This is a genomic window from Acidobacteriota bacterium, assembly GCA_040754075.1.
In the GTDB taxonomy this organism is placed as follows: Bacteria; Acidobacteriota; Blastocatellia; order UBA7656; family UBA7656; genus JBFMDH01.
The window spans coordinates 31,925-54,064 of the sequence record JBFMDH010000022.1; the positions used below are offsets into that span (position 1 = coordinate 31,925).

Annotated in this window: 15 protein-coding genes; 8 read left to right on the forward strand and 7 right to left on the reverse strand. The window is 45.6% G+C overall.

Features of this window, described 5'->3' with window-relative positions:
• Position 1: 1 nt before the first annotated feature.
• Entirely contained in the window at positions 2-2,425 is a 2,424-nt protein-coding gene (locus tag AB1757_21000) for a tetratricopeptide repeat protein (protein MEW6129531.1), read from the reverse strand.
• 529 nt (positions 2,426-2,954) lie between these two features.
• Between AB1757_21000 and dnaA the strand changes: the two genes are divergently transcribed.
• From dnaA to AB1757_21015, 3 genes are all read left to right on the forward strand, one after another.
• Positions 2,955-4,343 (forward strand): chromosomal replication initiator protein DnaA, encoded by a 1,389-nt coding sequence (gene dnaA, locus AB1757_21005; protein ID MEW6129532.1) that lies wholly within the window; start codon positions 2,955-2,957, stop codon positions 4,341-4,343.
• 317 nt (positions 4,344-4,660) lie between these two features.
• On the forward strand, positions 4,661-5,773 hold the full coding sequence (gene dnaN / locus AB1757_21010; GenBank protein ID MEW6129533.1) for a DNA polymerase III subunit beta: 1,113 nt from the start codon (positions 4,661-4,663) through the stop codon (positions 5,771-5,773).
• Positions 5,774-5,962: 189 nt separating this feature from the next.
• Positions 5,963-6,868 (forward strand): alpha/beta hydrolase, encoded by a 906-nt coding sequence (locus AB1757_21015; protein ID MEW6129534.1) that lies wholly within the window; start codon positions 5,963-5,965, stop codon positions 6,866-6,868.
• 53 nt (positions 6,869-6,921) lie between these two features.
• Here the strand turns inward: AB1757_21015 and AB1757_21020 are convergent, their stop codons facing one another.
• The 4 genes from AB1757_21020 to AB1757_21035 all read right to left on the reverse strand — a co-directional run bounded on the left by AB1757_21020 (position 6,922) and on the right by AB1757_21035 (position 12,432).
• A complete protein-coding gene (locus AB1757_21020) occupies positions 6,922-8,169 on the reverse strand; it encodes an enolase C-terminal domain-like protein (GenBank protein ID MEW6129535.1) in 1,248 nt (415 codons plus the stop codon).
• A gap of 75 nt (positions 8,170-8,244) precedes the next feature.
• On the reverse strand, positions 8,245-10,413 hold the full coding sequence (locus AB1757_21025; protein ID MEW6129536.1) for an alpha-glucuronidase family glycosyl hydrolase: 2,169 nt from the start codon (positions 10,411-10,413) through the stop codon (positions 8,245-8,247).
• 36 nt (positions 10,414-10,449) lie between these two features.
• Positions 10,450-11,415 carry a polysaccharide deacetylase family protein gene (locus AB1757_21030; protein MEW6129537.1) on the reverse strand — a complete coding sequence of 322 codons (966 nt, stop codon included), beginning with the start codon at positions 11,413-11,415 and terminating at the stop codon, positions 10,450-10,452.
• 72 nt (positions 11,416-11,487) lie between these two features.
• On the reverse strand, positions 11,488-12,432 hold the full coding sequence (locus AB1757_21035) for an alpha/beta hydrolase (protein ID MEW6129538.1): 945 nt from the start codon (positions 12,430-12,432) through the stop codon (positions 11,488-11,490).
• Positions 12,433-12,672: 240 nt separating this feature from the next.
• Between AB1757_21035 and AB1757_21040 the strand changes: the two genes are divergently transcribed.
• The 5 genes from AB1757_21040 to AB1757_21060 all read left to right on the forward strand — a co-directional run bounded on the left by AB1757_21040 (position 12,673) and on the right by AB1757_21060 (position 19,912).
• Positions 12,673-15,357: a glycoside hydrolase family 3 C-terminal domain-containing protein gene (locus AB1757_21040; GenBank protein MEW6129539.1), complete on the forward strand. Its 2,685-nt coding sequence runs from the start codon at positions 12,673-12,675 to the stop codon at positions 15,355-15,357.
• Positions 15,358-15,645: 288 nt separating this feature from the next.
• On the forward strand, positions 15,646-16,383 hold the full coding sequence (locus tag AB1757_21045; GenBank protein ID MEW6129540.1) for a response regulator transcription factor: 738 nt from the start codon (positions 15,646-15,648) through the stop codon (positions 16,381-16,383).
• A gap of 146 nt (positions 16,384-16,529) precedes the next feature.
• Positions 16,530-17,537, forward strand: coding sequence for an L-histidine N(alpha)-methyltransferase (gene egtD, locus AB1757_21050; protein ID MEW6129541.1), 1,008 nt, complete (start codon positions 16,530-16,532; stop codon positions 17,535-17,537).
• Positions 17,538-17,579: 42 nt separating this feature from the next.
• The gene (locus tag AB1757_21055; protein MEW6129542.1) at positions 17,580-18,335 is read left to right on the forward strand and encodes an ATP-binding cassette domain-containing protein; all 756 of its coding nucleotides are present in this window, start codon (positions 17,580-17,582) and stop codon (positions 18,333-18,335) included.
• Complete coding sequence (locus AB1757_21060; GenBank protein ID MEW6129543.1) at positions 18,332-19,912, forward strand: glycine betaine ABC transporter substrate-binding protein; 1,581 nt, start codon at positions 18,332-18,334, stop codon at positions 19,910-19,912. Before AB1757_21055 ends, AB1757_21060 begins: the two co-directional genes overlap by 4 nt.
• Positions 19,913-19,968: 56 nt before the next feature.
• On the opposite strand, the gene AB1757_21065 is transcribed toward AB1757_21060, so the two are convergent.
• Together AB1757_21065 and smpB are read right to left on the reverse strand one after the other, a co-directional pair.
• Complete coding sequence (locus tag AB1757_21065) at positions 19,969-21,474, reverse strand: leucyl aminopeptidase (protein MEW6129544.1); 1,506 nt, start codon at positions 21,472-21,474, stop codon at positions 19,969-19,971.
• Between the two features lie 144 nt (positions 21,475-21,618).
• Positions 21,619-22,080, reverse strand: coding sequence for an SsrA-binding protein SmpB (gene smpB / locus AB1757_21070; protein MEW6129545.1), 462 nt, complete (start codon positions 22,078-22,080; stop codon positions 21,619-21,621).
• Between the last annotated feature and the right edge of the window lie 60 nt (positions 22,081-22,140).

Sequence of the window (22,140 nt, forward strand, 5' to 3'; positions counted from 1 at the left end):
TTTAACGATCAAAGAAAACCATCGGGTTTGGATAAGGTGAAGCATCCCAATCTGCGGGATTAAACTTTGGCGCTTCAATTATATTCTCGATGGAGGGCAATTTGGCTGGCAAAACGATGGGAATATATTTATCTGAAGGAGTGAAATCATCTGCTTGTAATTCCAACTTGACGGGCACATCTTTATAAATATCCGCTAAATTCTTGATGACCTGCCTATCATCCATTTCTAAGGCTTTGTAAAAAACTCTTAGGGGTTTTTCAATATCATTGGTTTGATCAATCAATGCCAGTGTTCGCTCAATGATTGATTTAGCATCATCTAATCTCTGATTGAGAATATTTGTCACAGCGATTTTTACGGCAAGTTGTGCAAGCGCATCCTGCATCTTTTTATTCAATCCCAGGCTTGCAAAACTGTCAGGTTGGCTTTTAATTAAACAGCTTTCTATTAATAAAAATCCCGCAAAATAATCTCCCATTTCAAGACAGCGCTTTCCTAAAATCACATTTGCCGTTTCAAACTGCCGATGTGGGAGCAGTTTGACCGCCAGGCGCTCGGCGGCTTCCCACTTCCCACTTAATGCTAAACAGCGAATTTTTAAATCTAATGCAGTTTCAATTATCGCTGTGGGTTGCTTCTCTTCGCCAGTTAATAGTTCGTCTAAAGTTATTATCGCCTTGTTGTAGCGCTTTTGAACCATCAGCACGTAAGCTAATGCGATTTTTAACCGACCGCTTTTTTTGGGCTGTTTATAAGCTACAGCCACGCCATGTCTGAGGACATTTTCAGCAGCCGTTACTTCGTCTGCTAAATACAGTGCTAATCCCAGATGGTAACTGGCACCTGGATTAATTGAATTTGCTGCCAGAATGAACCGCAATCTCTCCACTGCGATTGCATAATCTTTCTGTTTTAAATCTACTAAACTCAAACCATAATCATACTTTAAATTATTTGTAATAAACTTACCTGTATTTAGTAATTTTTTTATCTTTTCAAAATCTGGCTGCTTTTGGCTTAATAAATCAATTGCATATGTAAAACAAATTTCAGCAAGTTTTTTGGAGATGTCTTCATCTTTATTCTTTTCAATATAATTTTCCAACCAGAGGATTGCTTCATCAATCAATCTTCTAGTTATCAATTGCTGAATCAGACCTTGAAAAGCATTTTTAAAAGCCTCATTAGGAATCCCATCTTCCTCACTTAAACGCCCCCAGTATTTAATCGCTTCAGCGTATTCACCGGAAAAAATTGCCGCTGCCCCAAGCATTTTAATTAGGTGTTTATCATTGGGGTGATATTGAGATGATTGCTTCAGGCTCCACAAAGCAGCGGGATAATTTCTTAATTTAAATTGCAACAACCCCATCCTTAATTTCACAATACCTAACAGCTCGACTGATTGGACTAATTCATACTGCATTAGGCTTTTCTCAAGATCATTATTCAATTCCATTTGTGCTGCGAGCAGACAATAATTTAGGTCTGTGGCATTTTTATTCACCTCGATTTTTTGCTGATAATCAGTAAACTCGAAAACTCTATTGGTCAAAAGACAGATGGTTGCGAGTCCATAAAAAATTGTCTCTACATTTTGGAGATTATATTTCAAAGCCTCTTTGTAAAAGCGTTCTGCTTCCTCATACCATCCTGACATCAAACACACATTTCCCAATTGAATTAAAGGCTCCGGACGGCGAGGAACCCAGCGAATCAGTTGGCCCAAGATGCGTCGCGCATCGTCGAAGCGACCAGACCATCCATAAGCGCAACCCAAGAAATAATTAATCTCATAATTTTCACCAAAACGCGCCTCGGCACGCTCAAGAAGCGTTATTCCAGAATCGAAATCCCCAACTTTTAAGTAACAGCGAGCTGTATAACAAAGTGTATTGGATGATTCCGGAAGTGTACTGAATTTTTTAACCGCTTCCTGATAACCACCACACTCGAAATCGGCAACCGCCATTAAATGAACTGCATTATTATAATTTGGGTCTATTGATAATATCCGTTTTATGTGTTCTCGAGCCTCTTTTCCAAATCCTATAGCTAAGGCATATTGCGCCATTAATTCATGCCCTTCCAACCACTCATTCCTTATTTTAAATCCTTCATTTAACAATCTTTCTGCTTGATGATAAGCTCCACTATGTTTTTCCAAAGCAAATAGTGTTTTAGCCTTCCCTAAAAGCGCTTCCGTATACTCTTTTTTCCACTTATTACTGGTTAAAACATCATCAGCAACCATTTTTCTGCAAATCTCCGAATCGAGAAGATTTATTGATTGATCAAAAAGCGCCTGTGCCTGGTTAAAATCATTGGAAGCCAATTTACCATATGCCTGTATGATATTTTTTGAAGTTTCCTCAAAGGCAAACAAGACTTTTCTTTTTTGGTTTAGAATCGGTATTTGCATGAATTATTTTCCGAGGGGGCAATTTAAAAATAACTTTTATCCGTAATATCAGGGCAACAAGGTTATTTTACGCCCCCTGTCAATGTTTTCACTTTTTTAAAAGGTGAGCAAGGTTTACCTCATCTACTGTGCTTTCATCGTTTTCTTTCAATTAGGTTGAAAAAAAATTATAACCAGAAAAATACTCTGCGTATTCCAAATAGTTTCACGTGAAACTATTTGGAATACATAAACTATCCTTTTTGTAATCAGCTTTCACACTAAAAAATAAATTTTGAAGGCAGTATACCTTCTGCCTCCCATTTAAAAAGTATAAATAATAGCTTAGGATATAATCCTTTTATTGCCTTAACTTCCGTTTGCTCAAGAAGTATGATTTGTGATAGAGTGAAAACGGCTTAACTCAAATTTGTCATCTCCAATTCTCAACCACTTAGTTAAGTTAATGCGCTTTCGTATTGGCATTTTGAGTAAGTATATTCAGCATTTTCACTCACAAAAAATTTAAGTAAACAGGCGGTAACCTAAAATGCAATCGGACTTGCTCTCAGCGATTCTATCTTCTATTTCCAAAAGGGTAAATTATCAAAGTTTCAATACCTGGTTTAAACCGATTTCTTATGCGGCAATTGATAATTCCACTTTTTTGCTAAAAGTACCCAATGAATTTTGTAGAGATTGGATAATCAATAATTATTCAGATGTTTTAGAAGAGTCTATCAGAGAATTGGATTTGGACGGCTATAATTTAAGCTTCTTAATTGAAGAAAAAGGAAAAGCTGAGGGGGTAGTTAATAATGGCAATTCACAAATTGCGAATAAGCCTGCTAAACCACCATTGATTAATTTTCATGATCTGACCGTAACGGGAACCCAGCCAGCGTTTGAACTGGAAAATGTTGAACCGCTGCTCAACCCAAAATATACATTTGAAACTTTTGTGGTTGGTTCCTGTAATCAATTTGCTCATGCAGCCTCCCTGGCTGTCGTGGATATGCCATCTAAAACCTATAACCCACTATATATTTATGGCGGTGTAGGCTTGGGGAAAACTCACTTAATGCATGCCATTGGGCATGCGATTAAGGGTAGAAATAATAAGGTAAAGCTGGCTTATATCTCTTCGGAAAAGTTTATGAATGAGCTGATTAATGCCATACGTTACGATAAAACCATTACTTTTAGAGAAAAATATCGAAATATTGATATATTATTGATGGATGATATTCAATTCATTGCCGGCAAGGAGCGAACCCAGGAAGAATTTTTCCATACTTTTAATGCGCTATATGATTCGCAAAAACAAATCGTTATCTCAAGTGATTGTCCGCCACGAGAGATTCCCACACTGGAAGAACGTTTACATTCCCGGTTTGAATGGGGATTAATTGCAGATATTCAGCCACCTGATCTAGAAACTAAGGTTGCAATTTTAAAACGAAAGGCTGAATTAGAAAAAATAGATCTGCCGGATAATGTAGCCTTGTTTATAGCCAGTAAAATAAAATCGAATATACGCGAGTTAGAAGGGTCGCTGGTAAGACTTGTTGCTTATGCTTCACTGAAAGGTTTGCCTTTAGGGATAGAGCTTGCCCAGGAGGTTCTCAAGAATATTATTGAAGAAGAAAGTGCTGGCATTACCATCATTCAAATTCAAAAAGTAGTCGCGAACTACTATGGTTTAAAGGTGTCAGACCTTAAATCGAAGAATAATTCCCGCAGTGTTGCAGTGCCAAGACAGGTAGCAATGTATTTATGTAAATCACTTACAAAAACCAGTCTTCCAGAGATAGGTCGAGAATTTGGTGGAAAACATCATACAACAGTTTTGCACAGCATAAATAAAATTGCTCAGCTTTGTAAGACAGATAAGGTTTTCCACAAGGTTATCAACAGTTTAATTGTTGATATTAAATAAAATACTAGTTTTTTCCACAGTTAGGTGTTGTGGAACCGCTGTGGAACCTGTTGAAAAAATCTAGTTTAGAAAAAGGTTCCACAGAAAAGGCGTTTTTTCCACAAGTTTACAACAGGGTTTTCCACAACCTGAATTTACAAATAGCTCTTTATTTTCTTAATTTAGATGTATGGCTCCACTTTTCCACAGCCACTACTACTACTACTATAGAAAATAGTATTTTTTTTATTAGGAAAATTAGTATAAGAGGCAGTCGTTGAGGAAAATTCTTAAAGAATAAAGGAATGAGTAAAAAAATGAGTTGAAAGGAGCTTTTTATGAAATTCAGTATTAATAAAGCGGAAATACTAAAGGAGTTGAATGCCTTACAGGGAGTTGTGGAAAAAAAGAACACCATTCCAATACTCTCTAATATACTAATAGAAGCCACAGATGCTTCGACCATCGCATTTTTGGCTACAGACCTTGATATTTCGCTTCAGACTGTTTGTGCAGCGGATGTCGCTACACCGGGAGCCGTTGTGGTTCAGGCAAAGAAATTATTTGATATTGTTCGCAACCTGCCGGATGCCGAAATCCATTTCCTAAAAGAAGACAATGACTGGGTAAAAATTTTGTGTGGCTCTTCAGAATTTAAAATTGTCGGGCAATCAAAAGAAAATTTTCCGTCAACAACAATGGCAGAAAACTACGACACAACCTTATCAGCCAGCGTAATGAACAACCTGATTCAAAGAACCATCTATGCCATCACTCAGGAAGAATCGCGTTATGCGCTCAACGGAGCGATGTTCGTTACAGATGTCGATAAGCTGGAAATGGTAGCAACCGACGGTCACCGTTTAGCCTTAGCGAGCGTTGCCCATGAACAAAATCAGGTTGCTGAAAAGAAGAGTTTCATTATTCCTAAAAAAGCCTTGTCGGAAATTTTGAAACTCACAACCGGAGTAGAAGAACCTATGGAGTTTGCGACTGATGAAAATCATCTCTATTTCAAAATTGGCGCAAGGAGATTTACCTCCAGGAAACTAGCCGGGCAATTTCCCAACTATGAACTGGTCATTCCTAAAAACAATGATAAAGCGGTGCCGCTTAATACAGAGCGAATTGCGCAGGCAATCAAACGCGCGGCTTTGATGGCTGATGAAAGAAGTCATAGTGTGAAATTTGAGTTTGAAAAATCCAAACTCAATATCACCTCGCAAAGCGCCGATGTCGGTGAACTGCGCGAAACCATTCCGATTGATTACACAGATGCAAGCGTCTTTATCGGGTTTAATGCGCAATACCTCCTGGACTTTTTCAATGTCGTCAGTTCCGATGAAGTGGTGATTGAATTTAAAGATGAACAAAGCCCTGCATTAATTCGCCCGGCAAAAGATGAAGGTTGCGATTATCGCTATATCGTCATGCCGATGCGATTGATGTAGAAGAACTCACGAAACAGTTTTCACCGATTGGCATTCAATGAGGAGTTGCCAATCAATTCCAAAACAGATTCGCGGACAAGCTTTAACTTTGAGTAAAAATCAAAGAGGAGGGCTTGTCCGCTTTTCGTTTTTCTTATACAACATGAGCCACGATTTCCGAATTATTGATACAAGAGAGGATTAAGCCTAATGAAAGAACTATTCGTCGCATTCTTGTTGTCGTTGGTCTTTCTTCTATGCAACCCAACAGCTCAGGCTGATACGGATTTTGAGAGCAAGGTTAAGCACGGGTATGCAGATAATAGTGGTGTGAAAATTCACTATGCCAGCATTGGTCAAGGACCGCTCATTGTCATGATTCACGGCTTTCCGGATTTCTGGTATACTTGGCGCGATCAAATGGCGGCGCTTTCTGCGAACTATCAAGCTGTAGCCATTGACCAGCGCGGTTACAACCTCAGCGACAAACCCAAGGGTGTAGAAAATTACGATATTAAATTTTTGGTGAGTGATGTTGCTGCGGTCATCAAACATCTCGGTAAAGATAAAGCCATCATTGTCGGCCACGATTGGGGCGGTTTCGTAGCCTGGTCATTTGCGATGGCAATGCCTGATATGACCGAGAAATTAATTATTCTCAACTTACCGCATCCGCGAGGACTGGCGCGCGAACTCGCAACCAATCCCAAGCAACAGCAAAACAGTGCCTATGCGCGCGCTTTTCAAAAAGAGGGTGCTGAAAAACAACTCACGGCTGAGGGCTTGGCGCGTTGGGTGAAAGACCCAAAGGCTCGTGAAAAATATATTGAAGCCTTCAAGCGTTCCGATTTTGAAGCGATGCTCAACTATTACAAACGCAACTATCCGCGTGAGCCTTATCAAGAAGACCCGTCGCCGGTGATTAAAATTAAAATGCCTGTGCTGTTAATTCATGGACTCAGCGATACGGCGCTGCTTGCCGGGGCATTGAATAATACCTGGGAGTGGGTGGAAAAAGATTTAACCCTTGTCACCATTCCCGGCGCTGGTCACTTTGTGCAACAGGACGCCTCAGAGATGGTGACAAAAAGCATCAAGATGTGGCTTGCGCGGTGAGATGAGATTAAGAAAGAGACCATTTGATCAGTCACCATTTTTACATTCAATAATCAAAAAGCGATATTAGTGGGCTGCCTCGCATCCAACGGGTCAGCCCAACGATTATTGGGAATCGTCGGCGTCCATCCAATCCTCAAGGGGTCTTGATCGTATGGATAAGCCCCCAATCGTTTATAAAGCGCGCTATAGTCCATCAATTTATCACGGTCGAGTTTTACACCGAGTCCTGCGCCTGTGGGAACCGCAATCGAGCCATTCTCATATTGAAATTTTCCGCCTTCGATAATGTCGTCGATAAGGTGATGGTAATGCGCATCGGCTGCAAACGATAGATTCGGAATCACTGCGCCGAGGTGCAACATGGTTGCGAGTTGGATGCCGAGTTCACCGGATGAATGCACCGCAACCCCGAGTTGAAAAGTTTCGCAGATGCCTGCGGCTTTAACGCAGGCACGAATGCCGCCCCAAAAAGTCGTATCAAGCAAGATGACATCAACTGCCGTATTCAAAACATTAGTTGCGAGTTGTTCAAAATTGACAACCACTGTGTTGGTCGCAAGCGGCATTCGCACTTTTTCACGCACCCGTCGCATGCCGTTCAACCCGAACACCGGGTCTTCCAGATAATCGTTTTTTATGTCTGCAATTTGTTGCCCGAACCAGATGGCTTGCTCAGTTGACCAGACGCCATTCGGATCGAAGCGAAACCTATCGCCATCTAGCGCAGCAGCAACCGCGCGATAGCCTTCCAATTCATATTCAGGCGCAAATACGCCGCCTTTAAGTTTGTGTGAAGTGAACCCGAAGCGCGCTTTTAACTCACGCGCATGCGCTACGAGTTGTTCAACAGTTCGGACTTCACCTGTGCCATCTTGGGGATTCGGATAGCGAAAGAAAAGATAGGATGCGAAAGGCACACGTTCCTGCAATCGACCGCCGAGAATTTCCGAAACCGGTACATTCCATTTTTGTCCAAGAATATCGAGACAGGCGAATTCAAGCGCCGCGAGAATTTGTGTGCGATTGTTATAAAGCGAGGCTGTCGGATTGGCAATCAGAAAGCGCATCTCTTCAAGTCGCGCGGGGTCATGCCCGACAAGATAATTTTTCATGGCGCGAAACACCGATTCCGCCGATTCACCGCCACCGCCCATTTCACCAAGCCCGATGATTCCTTCATCGGTTTCAACCTCAACGATAGTGCGCACAAAACGCCCCCAATGGCAGCCGTTGGCGTGGCGCAGCGGCGCTTCAAGCGGGACGGTAACAGTTGTCGCTCGAATATCAACAATCTTCATGGGTAGCCCCCTGTTGCCCAAGCATGAGCACGGGCGTCAATTATGCTATGCCATCCCTGTCGGGCGACCGACAGATTACCAATCCAAACTTTTAGCTTTGTATTCCTCAAGGGTTTTCTGCGGTGGCTCTACGCCTTTCGGAAGCGGTCGTTTGGAAAAGCTTTGAAAATAGAGCAACACCGCATCACGCCAATGAATGGCATCACGCTCTTGTATCGCTAACTTCTTCGCTGCTTCGGCGTGACGTTGCGCGTCAATCACATTACCCATCGAGTCCCATTTTTTGCGTGCGGCTCGCGTCCAGTCAACGCCACGTTGGTAATGCAATGCTAATTCATCCCACAATGTCTGACCTGAACGCATTCGATAATCCCAAGGGAGGTGATGAAACCAGAGCAGGAATTTTTCAGGACACCTGGATACATTAGCAAAGCGATTGCGCACCGGCGGAAAATACTGACTCACCGTGTTGCTGCCGGTTTTGGTACGGTCAAAGCCGATGCCGCGTTCATCAGCTTTGTGATAATAAGTGGGATTCCAGTCATCACGTTTTTCCGTGTCCCACCAGGGCGCAGGTCCGTAATGATGCCCGCCCCATATTATGTGATGCAAACCAAGCGGCGTCATATAATCGACCAACGCTTCGTGAGATTCAAGCAGCATCTGAACCAAAGTTTCAGCAGCCTGCGACTCGCGCGTCAGGGTCATCTTCACCCACTCTTCGGCAATCTGTTTGGAAGACAAATCGGGATTCCAGGCGAGTCGCCCAAAGGCATACCAGTTTGCCTGCGCAAAATGATGCCCCGTCCAGTTGGTATCGGTTCCGGTATTGGCAACACCGGCAATGCCTGTGAGTCTTTGTTTGAACAAACTGCCATCAACAACTTTGATAACTGTCGAACCGCGCCCTTTCGCATAGGTATCAGAGTCGAGAATTTCGCGCCACATCTCTGCAAGAAAAACCAGATGATTGGAAAAACCAAGATATTCCTGAGTAATTTGCAATTCCGGCATCACCTGAGTTTTCGGCATCGCGCCAAACAGCGGATGAAAAGGCTCACGCGGTTGGAAATCAATAGGGCCGTTTTTAACTTGCAATAAAACATTCGCAGCAAATTTCCCGTCAAACGGTTGCAAGTTCTCATACGCCGCGCCGGCGCGGTCATAACCCGGTTTCATGTCGTAAACAAATGCCCGCCAAATCACCATGCCCTGATGCGCAGCCACTGCCTTAGCCAGCATATTCGCGCCGTCAACATGATTGCGATTATAGGTTCGCGGTCCCGGTTGACCTTCGCTATTGGCTTTAACCAGAAAGCCACCAAAATCAGGAATGAGTTGGTAAATCTCGTCGGCTTTTTTCTTCCACCATGCAGCAACATCTGTGTCGAGTGGGTCAGCGGTTTTCAAGCCGCCTGATTCCATCGGTGCAGAAAATCGCGCCGATAAAAAAACGCGAATACCATAAGGGCGAAAGACCGCCGCGATTGCCGCGACCTTGTGTAAGTATTCGGCGTTTAAAATCTGGGCATTGGCGTTGACGTTATTTAGCGCCGTCGCATTGATGCCAAGCGATGCGTTGGCGCGCGCATAATCGCGGAGTCGGGAATCGATGCGGTCAGGCAACTCCTGCCAGTTCCACAAAGATTTTCCCGCATAGCCGCGTTCGATGCTGCCGTCGAGATTGTCCCAATGATTGAGCATTCTTAGTTGCAGGCGCGGCTTTTGGCTCACATTCAATTGATGAATCGGTTGCAGGGTTTGCATTAAACGCAAAAAATGGAATGCGCCATAAAGCAATCCGGTTTCACCGTTCGAGGCAATCACGGTGACAGAATGATTATTGATTTTCGTCGAACGTATGATGAAACCTTCTGCGCCTAAGGCATTCAATTGTCGTTGCCATTTGAGACTCGTAATCATCGGCGAACTCGTCGGAGTTCCGATAATCAATGCGCCGTTGCCTTCAACGGTATTTGTAAAGGGAATCGCGCGACCGAGTAAACCATTGCAGCCATCCATCAATTCATTACGAATTGCCTTTAAGGTTGGCGAATCGCCTTCAATTAGTATTGATTTAAGTTGTGCTTGATAGACCTTGAGGGATTGCTCAGGCAATAAATCGTAGCGTAACCACAAACGATAACCGTCCTCTGCTTGTGCTTGAGTTCCGGCGAAAATAATCGCCACAAGCAAAACCTGAAGGCTGGATTTCAGAAGTTGGTGATGATTGTTAATAGTCATGGATATGCAATAAAAGAACGGATGAAATCAGCCTGATCATTTCTGAGCGTCCGAAAAGGCTTTCTGAATGAACTCCAGCGGCGACGGTGACGGGGCAAATTTTTTTCCTTTATTGAAAGCCCATTGCGCTAACCAGTCTGAGGTGCTGATGTAAGTATCGGGAAAGCGATAAACCGGGTCTTTTAATGCCGCTTCCAAAGTAATAAATTGATAGCCGCGATTTTTTATTATTTTCACCAGACCGTCAAAATTATCGGCGTTGAGTTCATTGGCGTGCAGAAGAAGAATATGTTTTATCGGATAACCGAATAGTTCACCGGTCAGTTGTTCGCAAAAAGCAAACTTCAAATCAACGAACTTCAAGTATTCCTCAGACACACGTTTTACCATTTCACTGTCGCCTTGATTTTTGGCTTTGCCGTAAGCCGCCAGAAACATCCAATCCATCGTGTCAATAGTCACGGGTGCGATTTGGTAACCGCGTTCAGCAATAAATTTCTCAAATGATTTTTCAATTTCAGGCGTGTTGCCCATTTGCAAAAATGGATGACGAAAATACCTGACCGCTTGCCCCCGTTGCTTCATTAATATTTTGATGAAGGCATCCCCGCGAATGAAATCATCCTGATAATTGGCAAGCGAATTGTCCTTGAACCCCATATGCGAAAAGGTGTGATTGCCAAGTTCGACTCCCGAATCAAACCAGGCTTTTAAGAGGGCAATCCGCGCATCGGTTTCATTGGGTGTATAAAGCAGCGATTCGTTTACAAATCCGACAGTTGGAATTTTATAGTGCTTAATGCCGCTTAGAATTTTATCGGTCATCGTCTGCAATCGTTTGAGTTCAATGTGTGAGCCATTAAGCGGCAAATCATCAATAGTGACGGCAATCTCTTTGGTTTGCGAAGTCGCTTCGGACAAATGCTGCGCCTGAGTGTTGCCCGAACCGCCAGGTAGCCCTGCGACCAGAAAAATGACGAACCCCAAAATCTTACGCTTCATATTTCAACTCTCTCCTCAAACATTTTTAATAGGGTCGGTAATCATTTGCAGACCTTGCGAATCTTAACTGCATTATTCTGCCTTCAAAAGCTTTTGTTTACGCAGAAAGGTTCTGATTTCGGTAAATCCATTGATCATCTGTTGTCGATTAAATCCGCCATGTTTTGCGCCGCGAACCGTAACCAGTTGATTAACGACACCGGCTTTATCCAATGCTTCGTGAAGACGTGTCGCATGGGCATAGGGCACAACATCGTCGCCATCACCGTGAAGAGTAATAATCGCCGGAAGCCCTGCGCGAACGTAATTAATTGGCGAAAGCTGTTTGGCAAGTTCCTGTCGATTAGTTAAACTGCCGAACCATTCGATGGCATAGTGTTTGGCATTGGTGCCTTCCAATAAATCGGCAACATCGGTGATGCCGTACCAGTTAATAATTGCAGCGACTTTCAATTGCGGTTCGCTGCCTTCGCGCCAGCGCGTGCTGCTATCAGTTGGACATTGCCGGTCAAATGCAGACTGTGCGGGCAACATTCCGGTAATTAGCGCCAGATGCCCTCCTGCGGAACCACCGGTTAAAATAATTTTTGCAGTATCCAGATTGTAATCTTTCGCGTGATACATCACCCAGCGAAGCGCACAACGACAATCTTCAACCGCAGCCGGAGCTAAAGAATTGCGCGCCAAACGATACTCTACATTGATGACCGCCCAACCAAAGGAGAGGTAAGGCAGGAGTTGCATCACATTGCGCTCTTTCGCCCCGTCAACCCAGCCGCCGCCATGAAAGAGCATCAAAGTTGGCAAAGGGGTGCTGCGATTTCTGGGGAGATATAAATCAAGTTTTAATTCGCTATTGTTGGCTATTGCATAGGTAAGGTTTGGCAGAATGTCATAATCTGCCGAAGCATAATCTACCCATTTATCTGAATCTGAAGACTGCGCTTGACTGGCATGGGTTATGCAACCTGCCAGCAATGCGCCAACTAATACAAAAATGCTCAGTGTTCGAGTCACCTTCTCTCCTTTAGCGATTGCCCACCTCCAGATGTAATGACTTGCGGAATGGCGAGCAAAATTTATTCAATTGCGGTTTGAAAGGCTGATATTATCACAAGCGTGTGACCCACCTTAGTTGAAATCAGGCGCAAATTTTTGCGCGAGGTTCATCGTTAGCATAAAAATTCAGGTTTCAATTTGCAAAGACGGATAATGCTTGAGAATTTATTCACTGTGAATTTACCGGGAGGAAAAATTATGAGCCGATTTCGCTGGCTGGCATTGTGTGGTTTGTTTTTCGCTTTCAGTTTATTGCTTGATGTGCGGCAAATCCGTTCAAGCGGACAAACCATGCTTCCCTATAAAGACGCTTCATTGCCAATCGAACGTCGAGTTGACGATCTGATTTCGCGAATGACATTGGAAGAAAAAGTTTCGCAAATGGTCAACAACGCCGAGGCTATCGAACGCCTCGGCATTCCCGAATATGATTGGTGGAATGAAGCCCTGCACGGGGTTGCTCGCGCCGGCTATGCAACCGTTTTTCCGCAGGCTATCGGTCTTGCCGCGACCTGGAATGAAAAACTGCTTCACGATGTCGCCGATGTCGCTTCAACCGAAGCGCGCGCCAAACACCATGAATTTGTCCGCAACAATGAACGCGGTCGTTACAAAGGGCTGACCTTTTGGAGTCCCAACATCAACATCTTTCGTGACCCCAGATGGGGGCGCGGACAGGAAACTTTTGGCGAAGACCCTTACTTAACTTCACGACTCGGTGTGGCGTTCGTTAAAGGTTTACAAGGCGATGACCCAAATTATTGGAAAGTGGTTTCGACGCCCAAACATTATGCAGTGCATAGCGGGCCCGAACCTGAACGTCACGGATTCAATGCCGTCGTCAGTGAACGAGATTTACGCGAAACTTATCTGCCCGCCTTTCGCGCGACGGTCATCGAAGGCAAAGCCGCTGCCGTGATGTGCGCTTACAATCGCACCAATGGTGAACCGTGTTGCGCGAATAAAAATTTGACCGACATATTGAGGACCGAGTGGGGTTTCACAGGTCATGTGGTTTCCGATTGCGGCGCGATTTATAACATCCACATCTTTCATAAAGTCACTAAAAATGAAGCCGAATCTTCGGCAATATCTGTTAAAGCCGGAACCGATTTATCGTGCGGAGGTGAATATAGATCACTGGTGAAAGCTGTCAGAGAAGGCTTAATCAGCGAAGCGGAAATCAATGTTTCACTTAAACGTTTAATGACCGCGAGATTTCGTCTGGGAATGTTCGACTCAGCGGAGAAAGTTGCCTATGCGCGAATTCCCTTTTCGGAAAATGATTCACCTGCGCATCGCGAACTGGCGCTCAAAGCGGCACGCGAATCCATCGTGCTGTTAAAAAATGAAAACAACACGTTGCCGCTGAAAAAGGGGATTAAAACGCTTGCCGTCATCGGTCCCAATGCCGATGCGCCCGAAGTCCTGCTTGGAAATTACAACGGACAACCCTCGAAATCCACCACGCCGCTTGCAGGCATTAAAGCAAAAGTGTCGCCCTCAACAAAAGTTCTATATGCGCTTGGCTCAACCCTCACCGGCGAAGAAGCTGCGCCGGTTTTCGCGTCAACCTTGACAACCAATGGCAAAGGTTCGCAGGCAGGTTTTAAAGGTGAATATTTCAATAACAAAAATTTACAAGGGCAACCGGCGCTGGTTCGCACCGACGAGCAAATCAATTTTGATTGGAGTCGTGGGAGACCTGCACCACAAATCAATGAGGATAATTTTTCGGTGCGTTGGACGGGCAAATTCACGCCCCCCGAATCTGGCAAATATCAACTTGGCGCAATCGCCGATGATGGCGTTCGCCTTTATCTCGACGGCAAATTATTGATTGATGCCTGGGCAGTCGAACAGGCAAATCAAATTCGCACAACCCTGAAAGAGGTCACCCTTGAAGCCGGGCGCGACTATGATATTCGCTTCGAGTATTACGATGACACCCGTTCGGCGATTGCGAAATTCGTCTGGGCATTTCCGCGATTTACCGAACGTCTGATTGAAGAAGCCGTTGCAACTGCGCGACAAGCCGATGCCGTGGTGATGTTCATCGGCATTTCACCAACCCTTGAAGGCGAAGAGATGCCGGTAAAAATCGAAGGTTTTCGCGGTGGCGACCGCACCACGCTTGATTTACCGAAAGCCCAGGAGAGTTTATTAAAAGCCGTTCGCGCAACCGGCAAACCCATGATTCTTGTTTTGCTCAACGGCAGCGCGATTGCAGTTAATTGGGCGGATGCCAATGTTTCAGCAATTCTCGAGGCGTGGTATCCCGGCGAAGAAGGCGGAACCGCAATCGCTGATGTGTTATTCGGTGATTATAATCCCGGCGGGCGATTGCCTGTGACGTTTTATAAATCCGCAGACCAGTTGCCGCCATTTGAAGATTATCGAATGCAGGGGCGCACCTATCGTTATTTCAGAGGTGAACCGCTCTATCCGTTTGGTTTTGGTCTGAGCTACACCACATTCAGATACGACGGATTGAAATTCACTAAATCAGGTATAAAGACCGGCGATGATTTAGAGGTGAGTGTGAATGTGCAAAACCTTGGCAATCGCGCCGGTGATGAAGTCACGCAGGTTTATTTGACCGATGTGGTTGCAAACGTCCCTGTGACGATTCGTTCGCTGGTTGGCATCCAGCGCGTTTTTCTAAAGCCCGGTGAAAAGCAAAAACTGACGTTTAAAATTTCCGCAAGACAGATGTCGCTTATTGATGAGCGAGGCAGGCGCATCATTGAACCCGGCGAATTTTTAGTGAGTATTGGCGGCAAGCAACCGGGATTTAGCGGACGAGCGGACGCGAAGACTAGCGGGCTTGTCAGCGGACGGTTTAACGCTTCAGGAAAAATTTTTGAAATACCGGAAAAATAAATTACCGGCAATGGCAACTTAAAGAGCTACTGTTGGGTCAGTGGTTGGTTTTACCGGCACACTCATAAAGTGAATCGCTGGTAAATGGTAAGGATAAATTGTTGACTTTTAGCAAGTCTATTTTTGTTAAGAGAAAATCGCTTTCCTTCACCTGCTCACCGGTCACAAATCAACCTGACTGATTCTGTTTGCAATAATTTCTCACCAACAAGCATAATTTCTCATTCGACAAGCTGAAGGTTTCTTCATTACGAACCTGGTGAATATAAAATTTCTTGGGCTTAAACGGTGAACGAATCATTGATGGAGTTTTCTCAAAAGAAAAAAATTCTCGTCGTCGATGACAACACTTCGATTCGCACGATGGTGGTATCGCATTTGCGCAATCAGGGTTATGAAGTCGAAGAAGCGACGGATGGCATTCAAGGTTTGGAAAAAGGGCTTCAACCCGGATTGCAGGCAATCTTGCTCGATGTGGTGATGCCCGGAATCGACGGATTCAGACTTTGTCATTTGCTGAGAGAAAAAGGTGTGAAAGCGCCCATCATTATGCTCACCGAAAAAAATGCCATCGAAGACAAAATTCAAGGATTTTCCGGCGGCGCGGATGATTATTTACCGAAACCCTTTGATGTCGTTGAACTCGAATTGCGCCTCAATGCCTTGATTAAACGCTATAACTGGATGCCAGCCGAAGAGACGCCAGCCGAACCGGAAGCGATTAAACACGGCGGACTTGAAATTGATTTGCTGCGTCACCGCGTCGCGGTTGATGGCAAGGAAGTTTCGTTGACGCCAATCGAATTCAATATTCTCAAACTGCTGGCAGCAAAACCCGGATTCGTTTACGCCCGCAATGATTTATTAAATGCCATCTGGGATACTTCCTACGAAGGCTACAATCGCAACATTGACCCGCACGTCAATCGCCTCAGAACCAAAATCGAAGCTAATCCAAGAAAACCTAAATATATCCTTACGGTCTGGGGAGTCGGTTATAAATTCAACGACTCGCTGCCGCAATAACTTTCACGCCCGGTTGGAAGATAAATTACGCAAAGCGGCATTCATTTTATGAAGTCAAAAACCATCTGTTTTGCGAGAATCGTATTTGCTGGTTAGAATCAACAGCAGCATTTTAGTGACCAATAATAAAGAGCAGAGAGGACAACATGCCTTTACACACACACAACGAAACCGGAGAAAGATTAACGCTACATAAATTTGCTCAAGGCGGTGATGTCAATGCATTCAGCGAAGACGTTCGCCAGGGGTTAACCGCAAAACAGAAATACCTTTTACCAAAATATTTGTACGATGATTTAGGCTCACGCTTGTTTGAAGCGATTTGCCTGTTGCCGGAATACTATTTAACCCGCGCCGAAAAATCGATTTTACAAAATCAGTCGGATGAAATCGTCAGCCACTTACCCTTGCCTTCGCGTATCGTCGAACTCGGAAGCGGCAATGCGGAAAAGACGCGCTTTCTGCTTGAAGCATTATTAAAACGCCAAACCACTTTGCACTATCTGCCGATAGATATTTCCGAAGAGAGTTTGCGCCGCAGCAGCGAAGAGTTGCTGGGAAATTATGATCGCTTACGCATCACAGCCTATGCCGCCGACTATTTCAGAGCGTTGCGGTCGATTGTTAAAGCTGATGAAAACGAACACACGGTAGTTTTATTTTTAGGCTCGAATATCGGCAATTTCAGCGAAGATGAGGCGATGAATTTTTTGCAACAGGTTCGCAGCATCCTTGAAGTCGGAGACGCGCTGTTGCTCGGTGCCGATTTGAAAAAATCCGAAGAGATTTTAATTCCCGCCTATGATGATGCGCTGGGCGTCACCGCCGCTTTTAATCTCAATTTGCTGGTGCGCATGAATCGCGAGTTGAATGCGGATTTCGATTTAAGAAAATTTCAACATCGCGCCATCTACAATAAAAAATTTGGACGGGTCGAAATGCATCTGGTGAGCAAAGAAGAACAGACAGTCACCTTGAAAGCCTTGGAATTGCGCGTCCATTTTGCAAAAGGCGAAAGTATTCATAAGGAGAATTCTTACAAATTCGACCTTGAGCAAATCAACTCGCTCGGTTTAAACACCGGCTTTGCGCTCCAGCAAACCTGGTATGACCCGCAGCAGCAATTCAGTTTCAATCTCTTGAAAGCGCAATAAAAGCTCAGTAAAGACGGGCATTTTTTATCTTCCAAAATTTACATGACCACATCGCCAAACTCAGACTTATCGGTTGCCATCGAATTTCGCGATGTTGGTCTGCAAATCAATGATAAAGTTTTGGTCAAAGATTTGCGCTTTGCCATCAAACCCGGTGAGACGCTTGTCCTGCTGGGTCGCAGTGGTTCGGGAAAAACCACCACTTTGAAACTCATCAATCGTTTGCTCGAACCGACGAGCGGGCAAATCTTGATTGACGGCACGCCAACAAGCGAATGGGATATTATCAAGTTACGCCGACGCATTGGCTATGTCATTCAGGAAACCGGCTTGTTTCCACATTTCACGGTTGAACGTAACGTCGCATTGGTTCCCCGTCTGGAAAACTGGGAAGCAGAAAAAACCCGCCGACGGGTTCGAGATTTACTTGAACTCGTCGGATTAAATCCACAGGTTTTTGCACAGCGTTTTCCACAGGAACTTTCCGGCGGGCAGCGTCAAAGAGTGGGCGTCGCGCGCGCTTTAGCCGCTGACCCGCCGATTATTTTAATGGACGAGCCGTTCGGTGCGCTCGACCCGTTGACGCGCGCGGAACTGCAACAGGAATTCGCGAATTTAGCGAAAAAGCTCAATAAAACCATCGTTTTTGTCACTCACGATATCCGTGAAGCCTTCAAACTGGCAACGCGCATCGGACTTTTTCAGGACGGAAAGTTGATTGAGTTGAGTGAACCTAAAGAATTTCTTGAATCCAAAAGCGTCGAAGCCAGAGCCTTTTTGGAAACCCTGAACCAATGAGCCTGTGGGAATTTTTTAAACAGAATATCAGCGAGATTTTGCAACTCGCCTTCGAGCACTTGTTGCTCGTTGTCATCGCAACCGGTGCGGCAGTAATCGTTGGCGTGCCGGTTGGTATTCTGCTTGCGCGAAAACCGCAGTTTGCAAAACCGGTTCTCGCGATTGCCAATATTTTACAAACCATTCCGAGCCTTGCGCTTTTTGGCGCGCTTATCCCATTCGTCGGTCTTGGCAGCAAACCGGCTATCATTGCGCTTTTTCTTTATTCGCTCTTGCCGATTATCAGAAATACCTTCACAGGCATTAATGGCGTTGACCCGGCGGTGCGCGAAGCGGCGCGGGCAATGGGGATGACCCCGTGGCAAATGCTCATTCAGGTCGAATTGCCGCTGGCGCTCAGTGTCATTATTGCGGGTATTCGTGTGGCAACGGTGATTTCCGTAGGCACAGCGACCATTGCGGCAGCAATCGGCGCAGGCGGGCTTGGCATGTACATCTTTCGCGGACTCAGAATGAATGACAACAATCTGGTTTTAGCGGGCGCAATACCGGCAGCCTTGATGGCGCTTGCGGCTGATTTTTTTCTCGGTTGGTTTGAAAAAAGCCTCACGCCAAATCGCCGGCGAACGGTTGCCACAGCAAATCCCTATAAACGACTCGCCACCGTTTCAATCTTGTTAATGATTGCCTTGCTTGCGATTTTCTTCTGGCAAAAAAAATCGGGGCAAACGGCTTTCAATCTATCCTCAAATAATTTGCCAAACGGCTCGCAAGTGCGAATCGTCGTTGGCTCGAAAGATTTCACCGAGCAAGTGATTCTAAGCGAAATTGTCGCACAACTCCTGGAAACCAAATTAAGCGCACAGGTCGAACGCAAATTTGAACTCGGCGGCGACCTCTGCCATCGCGGCTTGCTTGCAAAAGAAATTGATGTCTATGTCGAATATACCGGCACGGCATTCGCGGCGATTTTAAAACATCAGGCACTGACCGATCCGCGCGAAGTTTACGCCCAGGTCAAAGAGGAATACGAACGTGAGTTTAACCTTGAATGGTTTGCTCCGCTCGGCTTTCAAAATACTTTTGCTGTACTGGTGCGCGGTGAAGATGCGCGCAATTTAAATTTGCAAACCATTTCGGACGCCGCGCAGTATGCGCCGAAATGGCGTGCCGGGTTCGGACAGGATTTCATGTCGCGGCAGGACGGTTATCCCGGTTTTTCGCGTGCCTACGGTTTGAAATTTTCTGCGCCGCCGCGTGAAATGGATTTATCGTTGACCTATCGGGCGCTGGCTTCCAAACAGGTCGATTTGATTGCCGGAAATTCAACCGATGGTTTGATTGATAAACTCGATTTGTTTCAGCTTGAAGACGACAAAAAATATTTCCCGCCTTACGAAGCCGCCGCCGTATTTCGCAAAGAAGTATTAACTGCGTATCCGCAAATCCGCGATGCCCTGAAACTCATCGAAGGCAAAATCACCGACGCCGAAATGCGCCGCCTGAATTACGCCGTTGACGGCGAACACCGCAGCCCGAAAGATGTCGCGAATGAGTTTTTAGCAAATTTGAAATGAAAAAGGGGTCAGTTGAGAAGCGGCCTCAGACCGCTTCTCTGTGAATACCGTCAATTTTATTTTGCGGCGTGATTGCAGACGTAGTTAATCAAGGTGCGAATCGCTACGCCCGTCGGGCCTTTCGACATATACGGTTTGCGTTCATTTTCCCAAGCCGTACCGGCAATATCGAGATGCACCCACGGGGTATTTTCTGCGAAGTGGCGTAAAAACCACGCGGCGGTTATGGTTCCTGCATAACGCCCGCCGGAATTTTTAATATCGGCAATGTCGCTCTTGATGATTTCTTTGTAATCATCATCCATCGGCAACTGCCAGAACCGTTCGCCAACTTCATTTGCGGACTGACAAACTTCATCAATAAATTTCTGATCATTGCCCAGCACCCCGACATTGACCGGACCCAGCGCGATAGAGACCGCGCCGGTGAGCGTCGCTAAATCAATAATTTTTGTCGCGCCGAGTTTCCGCGCATAAGAGATGGCATCGGCGAGAATCAACCGACCTTCGGCATCGGTGTTGACGACTTCAATGGTTTTGCCACTCATCGCCCTCAACACATCGCCCGGTTTATAAGCGCGACCCGAAGGCATATTTTCGGTTGTAGGCATCACGCCAATGACATTGATGCGGGGTTTGAGTTGCGCGATGGCGCGCATTGCCGCAAGCGTCGCTGCCGCGCCCGACATATCATATTTCATTTTTTCCATGCCTTCGGCAGGTTTGATGGAAATGCCGCCGGTATCAAAGGTGATGCCTTTGCCGACAATCGCAATCACATCGGCATCATTGCCCATTGGCTCTGTGCCTTCGGGTTCGTAACGCAAGACAATCAACTTCGCAGGTTCGTCAGAGCCGCGCGCCACGCCAAGCAACGCGCCCATGCCGAGTTCTTTCATGCGCGTTTCATCGAGGATATCAATGTCGAGTCCGTAAGTTGACGCGACCTCTTTTGAACGCTCGGCAAGTTCTGTCGGGGTCAGCACGGAACTTGGTTCGTTCGATAATTCACGCGCCATATTCACGGCATCGCCAATAATCTTGCCGCGTTCGACGCCACGCGCCAGGGCTTCGGATGCGCCTTCTGCGGAAGTGATTAAAATGATTTCATCAATGCGGCGCTCTTCTTTGCTTTCGGTTTTATACATATCCGGCTCGAACAAGCCAAGCAATGCGCCTTCAACAACCGCCTGAACGCTGCCTTCGATGTCGAGGTGCGAGCGCCGTAGAATCGCCATCGAACGCACGCCTTTGCTGCGCAAAAATCGCGTAGCGGTTCCGGCAAGTTTGCGAACGGCATCGAAATTCAACTCTTCGCGTTTGCCGCCGCCAACCAGCAGCAAGCGTTTGGCGCGAATATTGCCCGGACGATAGATGAATACCGAATCGCCCTGCTTGCCGCGCATCTCATCCGAAGCGAGCATTTCGCTTAAAATTCCGCCGGTGCGCTGGTCAATTTCACTGAGCACGCCTTCATCAGCCTTTTCGCCTTCGTAAACCATAACCACCAGCGCATCGGCTTCGACTTCATAAAATTTTGAATTATCGGCTTTGACTTCCATCTTTTAATTGCGGATTGCGAATTGCGGATTGCGGATTTATCAAGCGAATTGCCGAGAGCAATTTATTTGAATAGCAACCTGCGAAGGTTACTATCACATAATCCGCAATCCGCAATTCGCAATCTGCAATCAAGGCATTCGCAATCACCTGCTCCTTTCTTTTATCGCTGAACGGGCTTCGCGGTCTGCATCGCGGCGACGTTCGGTTTCGCGTTTATCATAAAGTTTTTTACCTTTGGCAACTGCCAGTTCGACTTTAAGACGACCATTTTTAAAATACATTTTCGTGGGCACCAAGGTCAGCCCTTTTTCCTGAGCCTTGCCCGCCAGACGATCAATCTCTCGTTTATGCAATAAGAGTTTTCGGGTGCGTGTTGGCTCGTGGTTATCACGATGACCGTGCGAATACGGGCTGATGTGAGCGTTGAATAACCAGGCTTCGCCGTTCCTGACCTGCGCATAACTGTCTTTAAGATTGCAACGACCTTGACGTATGGATTTGACTTCGGTGCCGGTAAGCGAAATGCCGCACTCGTAGGTCTCAACGATGTGATAGTTGAAATAGGCTTCACGGTTTGAAGCGACGACTTTTTCGCTGCTAGTCATAAGACAATTCAAGCGCGAGTCAACATTTGCTCGCGCCGGATGTTGAAAAATATATCCGAT